This is a genomic window from Bacteroidota bacterium (assembly GCA_016722565.1).
GTDB lineage: Bacteria > Bacteroidota > Bacteroidia > 2-12-FULL-35-15 > 2-12-FULL-35-15 > 2-12-FULL-35-15.
In genome coordinates, this window is the sequence record JADKIU010000003.1 from 381,376 (window position 1) to 394,024 (window position 12,649).

12 protein-coding genes are annotated in these 12,649 nt (G+C 37.4%); 9 read left to right on the top strand and 3 right to left on the bottom strand.

What is annotated here, in order from left to right; all coding sequences use genetic code 11:
- Window positions 1-7: 7 nt before the first annotated feature.
- Window positions 8-559, bottom strand: a complete 552-nt coding sequence (gene hpt / locus IPP64_12785) for a hypoxanthine phosphoribosyltransferase (GenBank protein MBL0330264.1) — start codon at window positions 557-559, stop codon at window positions 8-10.
- A 123-nt stretch (window positions 560-682) separates the two neighbouring features.
- On the opposite strand from hpt, the gene purE reads away from it, so the two are divergent.
- From purE to IPP64_12820, 7 genes are all read left to right on the top strand, one after another.
- The gene (purE, locus tag IPP64_12790; GenBank protein MBL0330265.1) at window positions 683-1,195 is read left to right on the top strand and encodes a 5-(carboxyamino)imidazole ribonucleotide mutase; all 513 of its coding nucleotides are present in this window, start codon (window positions 683-685) and stop codon (window positions 1,193-1,195) included.
- A 123-nt stretch (window positions 1,196-1,318) separates the two neighbouring features.
- The gene (locus IPP64_12795) at window positions 1,319-2,167 is read left to right on the top strand and encodes a hypothetical protein (protein ID MBL0330266.1); all 849 of its coding nucleotides are present in this window, start codon (window positions 1,319-1,321) and stop codon (window positions 2,165-2,167) included.
- A gap of 52 nt (window positions 2,168-2,219) precedes the next feature.
- A complete protein-coding gene (locus tag IPP64_12800) occupies window positions 2,220-4,337 on the top strand; it encodes a helix-hairpin-helix domain-containing protein (protein MBL0330267.1) in 2,118 nt (705 codons plus the stop codon).
- Between the two features lie 4 nt (window positions 4,338-4,341).
- Entirely contained in the window at window positions 4,342-4,728 is a 387-nt protein-coding gene (locus tag IPP64_12805; protein ID MBL0330268.1) for a hypothetical protein, read from the top strand.
- Window position 4,729: 1 nt separating this feature from the next.
- Complete coding sequence (locus IPP64_12810) at window positions 4,730-5,668, top strand: hypothetical protein (protein MBL0330269.1); 939 nt, start codon at window positions 4,730-4,732, stop codon at window positions 5,666-5,668.
- A 69-nt stretch (window positions 5,669-5,737) separates the two neighbouring features.
- A complete protein-coding gene (locus IPP64_12815) occupies window positions 5,738-6,943 on the top strand; it encodes an alanine dehydrogenase (protein ID MBL0330270.1) in 1,206 nt (401 codons plus the stop codon).
- A gap of 16 nt (window positions 6,944-6,959) precedes the next feature.
- On the top strand, window positions 6,960-7,442 hold the full coding sequence (locus tag IPP64_12820) for a DUF4348 domain-containing protein (protein MBL0330271.1): 483 nt from the start codon (window positions 6,960-6,962) through the stop codon (window positions 7,440-7,442).
- Window positions 7,443-7,448: 6 nt separating this feature from the next.
- Here IPP64_12820 and IPP64_12825 read toward each other — a convergent pair whose 3' ends face one another.
- Both IPP64_12825 and IPP64_12830 read right to left on the bottom strand, forming a co-directional pair.
- Window positions 7,449-8,729: an ABC transporter permease gene (locus IPP64_12825; GenBank protein MBL0330272.1), complete on the bottom strand. Its 1,281-nt coding sequence runs from the start codon at window positions 8,727-8,729 to the stop codon at window positions 7,449-7,451.
- A 72-nt stretch (window positions 8,730-8,801) separates the two neighbouring features.
- Entirely contained in the window at window positions 8,802-9,557 is a 756-nt protein-coding gene (locus tag IPP64_12830) for an ABC transporter ATP-binding protein (GenBank protein MBL0330273.1), read from the bottom strand.
- Window positions 9,558-9,715: 158 nt separating this feature from the next.
- On the opposite strand from IPP64_12830, the gene IPP64_12835 reads away from it, so the two are divergent.
- Window positions 9,716-10,981 (top strand): tryptophan 7-halogenase, encoded by a 1,266-nt coding sequence (locus tag IPP64_12835; GenBank protein MBL0330274.1) that lies wholly within the window; start codon window positions 9,716-9,718, stop codon window positions 10,979-10,981.
- Window positions 10,982-11,066: 85 nt separating this feature from the next.
- Window positions 11,067-12,599 (top strand): NAD(P)/FAD-dependent oxidoreductase, encoded by a 1,533-nt coding sequence (locus tag IPP64_12840; protein MBL0330275.1) that lies wholly within the window; start codon window positions 11,067-11,069, stop codon window positions 12,597-12,599.
- The last annotated feature ends 50 nt before the right edge of the window (window positions 12,600-12,649 follow it).

Below are 12,649 nucleotides of genomic sequence, written 5' to 3' on the forward strand. Positions count from 1 at the left end.
AGCATTATTATTTTTTATCATTTTCATAATCCAGCACATAGATGTCTTCCAAATTACGTCCAAGTCCTTTGTAATCTAAACCATATCCTACAATAAAATCATTCGGGATAACAATGGCTGCGTATTCAATCGGAACCGTTTTCGTATATGCATTTGGTTTAAACAATAAGGTTGCAATTTTAATATCTGCTACACCTAATGCTTTCAATTGCTCCCACACATTTTCAATGGTGTTTCCTGTATCCACAATATCTTCAACAATCACTACGGTTCGCCCTTTTATTTCTTCGTTTAAACCAATCAGTTGTTTTACTTTTCCTGTGGAAGAAGTTCCTTCATAAGAAGCCACTTTCACAAAAGAAATTTCACATTCGATGTTTACTTTTTTCATTAAATCGGCAGCAAACATAAACGAGCCATTCAACACAGCAAGAAACAAAGGTTTTTTATCCTTTAAATCTTTATTGATTTGTTTGGCAACTTCTCCAACTGCTTTTTGAATTTCAGAAGAACTAATTTTGGTCTTAAACGTATGTCCGTGAATTACAACACTACTCATAAAAAGGCTATTAATTCACCAAAAATAAACAAATTTAGCTGAAAAAAAACCTGAAAACTTTATTTTATTCTTCGCTGATAAAAACATACTTTTACTGCTATAATCCTTAAAAAAAACGATTTTATGACACCAAAAGTGAGTATTATCATGGGTAGTACATCTGATATGCCTATTATGCAGGAGGCTGCCAAGATTTTAAATGAATTCAAAATACCATTCGAAATTAACGCACTAAGCGCCCATAGAGTACCCGAACAAGTAGCTGATTTTGCAAAAAATGCACATACAAAAGGCATCCGTGTAATTATCGCAGGTGCAGGTGGAGCAGCCCATTTACCGGGAGTTGTTGCCGCATTCACCCCAATACCGGTGATTGGCGTACCGTGTCGCTCTGCAATCTCCATTGATGGATGGGATTCGGTACTTTCGATTCTTCAAATGCCTCCGGGGATTCCCGTAGCAACCGTTGCGTTGGATGGTGGACAAAATGCCGGAATTTTGGCCGTTCAGATTTTAGCTGCCGGGGATGACGAACTCTTGAAAAAAGTAATCGATTTTAAGGAAAACTTGAAAAATAAGATCCTGAAAGCCAATAAAGAGCTTTCAGAAATTAAGTTTGAGTTTAAAACCAACTAACTGAATATCAATAATTTAAAACAAATCAAACCATCGTTAGCGGTACAATTTTAATAACTGATAACAATGCCTTTGCATAGCGGTAATAGTAAAACCGGATTTTCGTTGAAAATAGTCCCTGAAATGAAACACGCATATATTACACTTTTGAGTATTTTCTCCTTTTTGAGCGTTCACGCTTGGAACGACAACAATCCAATGGGCGCTCGTTCATCTGGTTTAGGGAATGCCTCTGTTTCGTTTGGGGATGTTTGGAGTGCGCACCATAACCAAGCCGGACTCGGTTTTGTTCGCAACATCTCAGCCGGAGCCTATTACGAAAATCGTTTTCTTTTAAAGGAAATCAGTATAAAAGGTGGAGCCGTTGCTGTTCCGGTAAAAGGAGGAACATTCGGACTTTGCATTAGCAATTACGGATATTCGTTATATCATGAAAACAAATACAGCCTTTCCTTTGCAAAAGCATTTGGGGAAAAGCTTTCTTTTGGTTTGGCGATGGACTACCTCTCCACTACTATTGCTGAAGGTTATGGAAACAAAGGAGTGCTGGCTGGCGAATTTGGAATACAAGCAAAACCCTTAAAAGGATTAACCATTGGCGCTCATGTGTTTAATCCCACTCGTACAAAAATTGCAGATTACGATACCGAACGTCTGCCAACCATTATCCGCTTCGGTGGCGATTATAATTTTTCCGACAAAGTAACCCTTGCAGTGGAAACAGAAAAAGACATTGCTCAAAAAGCTATCTTTAAAGCGGGCATTGAATACAAACCTGTTAAAGAATTATATCTTCGTGTAGGCGTTGGAACCAACCCAACATTAACCTCCTTTGGTTTCGGAATCAATTTAAAGAATTTCAAAATTGATGTTTCCGGGAACTATCATCAAACTCTCGGTATCAGTCCGCAACTTGGATTAACCTATATCTTCCAAAAGACGGAAGCTACATCTGCGAAAGTTGGACAATAACAAAAACATATTACTTCTTCACAAAAATTTCGTTTTTTCGAAAAACGTTGTGTTGCTTCTACTTTTAAGTTTCAATTGTTCTCTTTTCACGTATTCGCAAGACACTACAAAAAAAGTAGACGATAGTTCCATTCAGCAACAGTTGGAAAACATTGCCGAAAACACAAATGACGAAGAAGCAGATTACACCAATCTCGTAGAAGTTTTGGTTTATTCCAGTCAGAATCCCATCAACCTCAACAAAACGAATCGAGAAGAATTACAAGCACTGGAATTATTAAACGATATTCAAATCAACAATTTACTTACACACATCGAAAAAAATGGAAAGTTAATTACCATCTACGAACTTCAGGGAATCAGCGGGTTTGATTTGCAAACCATTCAAAAAATACTGCCGTATGTAAAAGTAGCCGACAACTTTACTTCTGCTCATTTCGGAGCGAAGGAAATGTTTAAAAACGGACAACATGTTGTTTTATTCCGCTATGGACGAACGATTGAAGACCAAACAGGATTCTCTGCCACCGACAGTGCATCCCTTGCCAAGAGCATCAACTCGCGTTATATCGGTAGTCCGGATAAAATTTATGCCCGCTATCGTTTTACTTATGGCACAAACATCAGTTGGGGAATTACAGCAGAAAAAGATCAAGGTGAATTGTTTTTTAAAAACAAACAAAAATTTAATTACGACTGGTATGAAAATTCGTTGAAAGGAAATCAACAAACCGGTTTTGATTTTTATTCGGCTCATTTTTATTTGAAAAATGTAAAATTCATCAAAGCATTAGCTATTGGAGATTATCAAGCAACATTCGGACAAGGTTTAACGCTTTGGAGCGGTCAAGCATTTGGAAAGAGTTCGGATATTATGTCTACCAAACGATCCGCTGGCGGGTTACGGGCCTACACTTCCGTTGACGAAAACAGATTTATGCGTGGCGGTGCAACCACCCTGGGATTCAAAAAATTTGAAGCAACCGCATTTTATTCCCGTAAGCGTGTAGATGCGAATGTAAGCGACACCACCGATACGGGTGAAGCAGCAGAAATATCTGCCTTGCAAGAAACCGGATATCATAGCACATCGAGTGAAATAGCCGACAAAGATGCGATTCGACAAACCATGTTGGGTGGAAACATTGCTTACAAAGGTGGAAAATTCAATGTGGGTATTACCGCTTTGAGTTATCAATTGGATGCAAATTATGATCGAGCATTATCGTATTACAATCAGTTTGAATTTGCATCTTCCAAAAATTTCAATGCCGGGATTGATTATAATTTTATTGTTCGCAATTTCAATTTTTTTGGCGAAGCGGCTATTAGTAAAAATGGAGGAAAGGCATTTGTGAATGGAACATTAATCAGTTTAGATCCTCGCTTATCTTTAACACTCTTACACCGTTATTACGAACGTAATTTTCAAAATTTGATGAGCAATGGATTTGGAGAGAGCACCAGACCTGCAAACGAAAAAGGATTGTATATCGGGATGGTAGCCAAACCTACCAACAAAACAACGGTTACTGCCTATTACGATCGTTTTGAATTTCCTTGGTTAAGATATCAGGTCAATGCTCCTTCATACGGCAATGATTACATGGCACAATTCAATTATACACCCTCCAAGAAAGTGGATATGTATGTACGCTTAAGAACACGCGACAAACAAAAAAATGCAACAGGTGTTGATTTAATTAATTACTTGGTGCCCGTAAAACAAAGTAATTATCGCTTCAACATTTCTTATTCAATTACTCCATCAATCAAACTCAAAAACAGAGTAGAGTTAATCGATTATAAATTGGATAATAACAAAACACAAAAAGGATATTTGGTGTATCAAGATGTGGTGTACAGTAAATTAGGTAAACCACTCTCGGTAACACTTCGTTATGCTATTTTCCAAACCGACAGTTACGATGCGCGCATTTATGCGTATGAGAATGATGTCCCGGGATCTTATTCCATTCCTGCCTATTACGACCGAGGCTCCCGATTTTACATTCTACTCGACTACAACTTAACCAGAAGAATCGAATTATGGTTGCGTTATTCTCAAACGTTTTACGACAACAAAGATGTGATTAGCGAAGGTTCACTTACCGAAATACAAGGAAATACAAAGTCGGAAGTAAGAGCACAAGTGCGATTTAAATTTTAGTTGAATGATTAACAAAGCAGAATTAAGAGCATTTACAACCTGGATTAACGACAACAACATTTGCTATACAGTTGTAAAACCCAATGCCGTGATTGAGCTAAAAGACGCCCTCGAAAACAGTGCCGCTGTTAAAAACATTTCTAAGGATACGATTTATCCAATGTTAGTGAATTTGAAAGAGATAAAATCAATCAGCAAAGAAGCACGCGATCATTTTTCGATGCAAAACAGAACACCGGGCATCACTGCTATCGGATTGCTCATCAAATCGCCTGCAAGTAGAATCATCGGTAACTTTTTTCTTGGCTTGAACAAATCCACTGTTCCTGTCCGACTTTTTACAAATGAAGAAAAAGCTGTACTTTGGCTAAAACAATTTTCAAAAGAATAGTATGCCTAAAGATTTGGACGAAATATATAAGCGAGTGTGTGCTTTAACAGGTGAAAAGATAAAAGCAAAAGCAAACAAAAAAACAGAAGTATTAAAAGGATTAAAAAAATTAGAAAACACACTTAAATCCAACAAAAAGCAAGAAGAAGAGAATTCGAAACGTATTGATGAGATTTTAAAAGTTGTCATCTCCTTTGCGAATTTAAAATACGATAAAAAAGCCCGCCTTTCCAACAAAAAAAGTCATTTTGACGCACTCGCTTTAGGCATCAACATGCTGGGTGAAGAGCTGGAAGCCTCCACCATTTCACTTCATGAAAAAGAAGTGTTACTGAAAGAAATTCACCACCGTGTAAAAAACAACTTACAAGTTATTTCCAGCTTACTCAATTTACAATCAGAAAAAATAACTCAACCTGATTTATTGGAGACCTTCATGGAAAGTCAGAACCGGATTCGGGCCATGGCATTGGTACACGAGAAATTATACCAATCCAAAAACTTATCGCAAATCGATTTTACAGAATATGTGCATTCTTTTATTCACCAGATGAATAATAGCTATAGCCTACATCCCAATAAAGTAAAATTTCACATGAATGCGGATATGCAACCTCATTTTTTCAAAATTGACACCGCTATTCCTTGCAGTCTGATTTTAAATGAGCTAATCTCCAATAGCTATAAATATGCATTTCCAAACAATCGCAAAGGAGACATTTACTTACGTTTTGGTTTGCATAAAAAAACAAAACATAGCGCATTGTATGTGATTGAAGTAGCCGATAATGGAATAGGTATTCCGAAAGAAATTGATTTCCAAAACACCACCACACTGGGCTTGCAATTGGTTGACCTGTTAACCAACCAAATTGAAGGAAAAGTAACATTAGACAGAAAGGGTGGCACCAAATTCACAATCCAATTTCCGATAGATTAAAAATTGAACACAAGCGAATGACGCTCATTTCCTGATAAAAACTATCTTTGTATCCCAATAAAAAACAAGATGAATAAATTAAAGATTGGCGTTTTGCGCGAAGAAAAAAGTCCACCGGATAAGCGAGTTCCATTAACTCCATTGATCTGTGCTGAATTAATACGTAAATATCCACACCTAGAAATTGTTGTACAACCTAGCAAAATTCGTTGTTATGAAGATGCTGAATACACGGCTTTTGGTGTTCCATTGCAAGAAGATTTAAGCGACTGTGAAATTTTGATGGGTGTAAAAGAAGTACCAAAAGACCGCTTATTGGCGAATAAAAAATATTTTTTCTTTTCACATACCATCAAAAAACAAGCACACAATCAAAAGTTGATGCATACCTTGATTGAGAAGAAAATTCAGATGATTGATTATGAAACGCTGACCGATAAAAACCACAACCGTATTATTGGATTTGGGCGTTATGCCGGCATTGTGGGTGCTTACAATGGTATTTTAGGATACGGAAAAAAATACGACCTCTTTCAATTACGTCCTGCCAATATATGCAGAGATAGAGCAGAAATGGAAGAAGAATTAAAACGTGTTAAATTGCCCAACATTAAAATTGCGTTAACGGGCGGTGGACGTGTAGCCAACGGAGCAATTGAAACATTAAGTGCATTGCGTATCCGAAAAGTAACTCCGGAAGAATTTATGATGGGATCATTTCGGGAACCGGTTTACTGCCAATTGAATCCACGCGATTATGTGGAACGCAAAGGCGATCACAACTTTGATTTACAAGACTTTTTCGGCCACCCTGAACATTTTGAATCCACATTCGCGAAATATGCAAAGGTGACGGATATTTATATTTCTGCACATTACTGGGATCCTCGTGCTCCCCGTATGTTTGAATTATCCGACATGAAAGCACCTGATTTCCACATCAGCGTAATTGCGGATATCACCTGTGATGTTCCGGGCTCTATCCCAACCACTATTCGTGCCTCCTCGATTGATAAACCTTTTTACGGGTATAATATTCGTGAAGACAAAGAAGATTTGCCATTTAATAAAGATACAGTATGCATTATGGCAGTTGACAATTTACCATGTGAATTGCCACGCGATGCCAGCGATGATTTTGGAAAAGATTTGATGGAACGTGTGCTTCCGAGCATTATTGGTGAAGATACGGATGGAATTATTGAACGAGCAAGTATTTGTAAGGATGGAAAATTGATGAAGGATTTTGAATATCTTTCTGATTATGCTTATTAATATATTTGACAAAAAAATGAAAAAGGCGCTCCTTGCCATTCTATTAGGTATAGTATTATTGACTATAGGATATTGGATAGGTTATATGAAATCTTTTGCAGAGGGAGTAGCAAATGATCTTAATAAAAAAAAAGCCAATATTGAGTGGATGCAGCCTTCTGCAACTGCAGAGCAATTTGATTCATTTTTTGAAAAATTCATTTCCGATAGCACCTTTCAACTTTCAAGAATTAAGTTCCCTTTGACTTCTACAACTTTAGTAAACGGAGATGAATATCTAACTGAAAAATTACAAATCTCTGACTGGAAGTATACGCCACTCTATAGCAATGATACTTATACATCTCAGATTTATGATAATTTTCAAATGAAATTGAGAAATTCCGATGAAAGAATGTTTTGCTGGAAAGGAATTGAAAATGGTATTTGTATTCAATACATGTTCAAATGTATCTGCGAAAGATGGTTCTTAATTGAGTACAATGATTTTTCTACTTAAAGTTCTCTAAACTTTCCTTTTAAATCTATTTACAATTAAGGAAACACCCATTGTAAATACAAAGAATACGATTAGTTTGACTGAACCGACAGCAATATCTGCTAAGCCTCCTCCTCTTAAAAACAATTCATAGAATCCATTGAGTGCCCAGTTGAGTGGCGACACCACGCTGATGTTGCGCATCAACTCCGGCATCACATATGTTGGCACCCAAACTCCGCCAATTGCTGAAAGCAATAGAATTGTTAATGAACCCATAATTGCTCCTTGTTGTTCTGTTTTAGCAATGGTTCCCATCATCACACCAAATCCTGTTGCGGCCAATGCAGTGGAAAGTGAAAGGAATACAATGGCGGCAGTGCTATTCCCTATGATTAATGTTGGCAAACCTAACATCGGTAAAAACACCAATCCAACAGAAAGCATCAATACAAACTGAATCAAACACACTAAAATATAAACAGAAATTTTTCCACCTAAGAAGATGAGATAGGAAGTAGGAACCGTTTGTAAACGCAGCACACTTCCATCATTTTTTTCTTTCACCATGCTTCCCGCCAATGGAAGTACAATAAAAAACATTGCAAAAATGGCCCAGGCCGGAACGTTGTGCTGAACGGCATTGGGAACAATTTCGCCAATCTGTTTGGATGCATATACTTCTTTATACTTGATAATTTGCGATTGCGAAAATGCATTTTTAGGCGCATTGTTTTTATCGGGAATCAGTTCAGAAATCTGCTCCGAAAAAGTTTGGAACATAATTTTTGTTTTGATCTCCGAAATAAATTCACGCAAGCTACTGGTGACAGCTGTTAAAAATGATTTCTTAGTAATGGGATCAATATAAATTTTAATTTCTATCGAATCGGAAATAGGCGTTGAAGTATCGGATGTTCCGAGTGTTTGTTGTACCAACGTTTTAACGTTGTTTCGAATGGCTTGTGTTGCACCTTTTGGAACAACAATGCCCACTAAAAATTTCCCATCAGAAACCGCTTTCTCTAATTGTTCGGCAGTGGCCGGTACTCCATCAATGGTATTATTAAATGTGCACATCCCCGAATTACGCAATCCTTGTTCGATTGAAACACCTAATGTGTCTTTGTCTTCATCCACAAAAAGAATTGGGATACCCCTTTCATTCAAACTTTTAAAAGCAGAATCCTGAATGAGTGTCATCACAAAAATGAGAATCATCGGCATAATAAAAAGCACAGCAAGCCCCACTCTATCTCGCAATAGAATCAATGCTTCTTTTTTTATGGCAGCTAATAATTTAATCATTCTTCTAGTTCCCTTGTTCTCGACTAAGCTCGAACTGAAGAGTATGTCAGTTCGAGCGGAGTCGAGAAGTCTTTAATCACCCAACGTCCGTTTCGTCAACTGCAAAAACACATCTTCCAAATTCCGGCATCCTGTATTTGCTGCAATCAATTCTTTCGGACTTCCTTCTATTATAATTTTTCCATAATCGATAATCGCAACACGTGAACAAAAATGTTCTGCCTCTTCCATGTGATGAGAAGTATAAATGATCGTCATCCCAGACGTATTCAATCCTTTTAAATGATTGACAATCACATTTCTGGATTGCACATCCACCCCAACGGTAGGTTCATCCAAAAACAAAATTTTAGGGTCGTGCAAAATACCGGCAATCAAATTCACCCTTCGTTTCATACCACCGGAATAGGTAGACAATCGTTTGTTTGCAGCATCGGTTAAGCTAAAATGGTCCAGCCAGTTTTCAATTTTATCTTTTAGGGACTTCCCGCTTAACCCATACATATGCCCATAAAAACTCAAGTTTTCGCGGGCAGTAAGCATTGGATAAAGGGCAATATCCTGAGGAACGACACCAATAATTTGTTTGATGTCATCCATATCTTTACGGATCGCTTTTCCATCAATAAGTATATTGCCATTCGTTGGAGGAAATAAACCACAAAGAATCGAAATGGTAGTTGTTTTTCCAGCCCCATTGGGTCCTAACAGACCAAACACTTCCCCTTCATGGATGGCCAATGAAATACCATTCACAGCAGGGCGATCAGCCCCCTGAAAGGTTTTGCTAAGGGATTCAATTTTAATTATGGGTGCAACGGACGTCATGGGTGGCAAATTTAGCAAAAATTAAGACAGTGGTCATCCTGATAAAATTCATGTTTTAATCCCTCCTATTTCTTCAAATATTGGCTACATTTGTTGCAGAATTTCAACGAAAATGAACAATTTAAAACATCAATTGTTTTAGTTCAAAAATGATGCATATGAATACTGAAAAAACAGATGTATTGGTTATTGGAGCTGGTCCTGCGGGATGTATAGCAGCTTCTATTGTCCACAAAAACGGATTAAGCGTTCGTGTAGTAGAAAAAGTAAAATTTCCACGCTTTGTGATTGGCGAAAGCTTATTGCCACGTGTAATGGATCACTTGGATGAAACCGGATTATTGGAAGATGTAAAGAAAGCAGGCTTTCAAGAGAAATTCGGAGCAAAATTTTTATTGGGTGACAAAGTATGCGATTTTAATTTCGCAGACCAATTCAGCAAAGGATGGACTTGGACATGGCAAGTACAACGTGCTAAATTTGATAAAGTTTTAGCGGAAGGCGTTGCAAAAAAGGGAATTCCCGTTGAATTTGAGATGGGAGTTACAGCAATTCAGTTTAACGAAGATGAATCATCGGTAACAACGGTAGTTGATGCCAATGGAAATGAAAAGAAAATAGAAGCGCGTTATATCATCGACTGTAGTGGTTATGGTCGTGTTATTCCAAATTTGTTAGGACTAAACAAGCAATCCAGTTTCGACCCACGCAAAACACACTTCACGCATTTTAAAGATCCGAAGCGTCATGAAGGTGCTGAAGGAAATAGAATCACCGTTGTTATCCATGAACAAGAAGTTTGGATATGGATAATTCCTTTTTCAACAGGAGAAACCTCTGTTGGATATGTTGCGAATCCGGAATTTTTCAAAGATTATCCGGAAGATGCATCAGAAAGAATGAGAGCCCTGGTGAATGCAAACCCAATTTTGAAAGAGCGTTTTAGCGGTCAGGAAATGGTTTTATCACCAAGAACGATTGATGGATATGCCATTACTTCCACCAAATTTTATGATAAAGGATATGTAACTGCAGGAAATGCAACCGAGTTTTTGGATCCAGTGTTTTCTTCAGGAGTAACGTTTGCGATGGAATCAGGTTCTACAGCTGCAAAAGTCGTTTCCAGAAAATTAAAAGGAGAAAAGGTAGACTTCCAAACGGAATATGTTGACCATATGATGCAGGGAATTGATACATTCAGAACCTATGTAAAAAGTTGGTACAATGGTGATTTACACCAGATCTTCTTCACCAAAGAACCGGATCCGGGAATCAAAAAACAAATTTGTTCGGTATTAGCAGGATATGTTTGGGATATGGAAAATCCATTCGTAAAAAAGCATGAGCGTGCGGTTAGCACACTTGCAAAAATTATCAGAATGCAAAAAGCCTCTGCTGCTGAAGAAGCTGCAAAAGGGAATTAATTACCAAACAACTTAGTATAAAAAAAGGAGATGATAAATACACATCTCCTTTTTTGTTTTTATATTTAGGCATTATAAAACTACCATGAAAATCAATATCATCGGAGGAGGCGTTTCGGGTTTAACTGCAGGCATTTACTTGCAGATGAACGGCTTTGAAACGCATATCTTCGAAAAACACTCTATCCCGGGTGGGCTCTGCACCAGCTGGAAAAAAGGGGAATACACCTTTGATAGTTGTGCACATTGGATATTGGGTTCGGATACTGGTTCTTCCTTTTATAAAATTTGGTCGGAGATACTGGACATGAAAAAAATCGAATTTCATAACCATGATATTCGTGTGGAAGTGGGAACAAAAGATCACGCCAATAAATACGGGAAAAAAAACTTTAAGCTATATACCAATCTGACGGTTTTAGAAAACTACATGATTGATTTGGCTCCGGAAGATACCGAGGAAATAAAAAAATTCATCAAACCGATGCGCATCATGCAAAAGTTTGACCTACCTCCCATCATGGATGATTTGCCGTTCTTTCCGGCCATTGTTCGAAGTATAAAAATGACGAAGTATCTGGAATTTTTATACTGGTTTTTAAAAATTAAAAATTACACCAATTATACGTACGCTAAAAAATTTAAGAATCCATTCCTGCGCGAAAGCTTTGAATTGCTGTATGATGGTGAAGAAGTAAACATGATGGTATTAACAATGCCATTATCTGTATTCGATAAAAAAAGTGCTGGCTATCCGATTGGTGGCTCAATGGAATTTGCAAAAAAAATTGAGCAAACCTATATTAAATTAGGCGGCACCATGCATTATAAAACACCGGTTAAAAAAATCATTACAGAAGATGGTGTTGCAAAAGGATTGTTGGTGAGAAACGATGTGAAACACTTTTCAGACATTACCCTTTCTGCTGCAGATTGGAACTTTACAGCATTTGAGGCATTAGATGGAAAGTTTGTAGACCAACACATGTTGGATGTACGTGATTTAAAAAAGTTTGAAGTGTTTTATTCCGTCATGCAATTCTCCTTTGGGATAAACAAGGATTTGAGTGAATGGCCGCATTTTTTTCGCGTTCCATTGGACAAACCACTTATGTCTCCGGATGGTTCGGAATATCCGCGATTTGAAGTACATATTTATAACTACGACAACACACTTGCTCCAAAAGGGAAAACATCGGTAACGGTAAGTTATTATACAACTAACCGAGAATTTTGGATTGATGCTCGAAAAAATGATCGTCCAAAATACCGTCAAGCAAAAGAAGAATTTACAGAAAAAATTATCGACCTTTTAGATCAAACCTTAGGCGGAATAAAAAACAATATTGAAGTGATTGATGTTGCTACCCCGGCTACATTCCAACGCTACACAGGAAATTGGAAAGGCAGTACACAAGGCTGGTTGCCCGGCAAAAATTTATTAGCCAAATCTCCTGTTGGATTTAAATTTCCAGGATTAAAAAACTTTTACTATTCCAGCCATTGGAATCAACCCGGAGGTGGATTACCAATCGCAATAAAAACAGGCAGAGATGTTGCAAAAGAAATTTGCAAAGAGTACAAAGTGAAGTTTAAGACTATTCCTCAAACGAAATAGTTATTTCCTCTTGGACGTTTACAAAATTTAACCACAAATACATTTTTCAT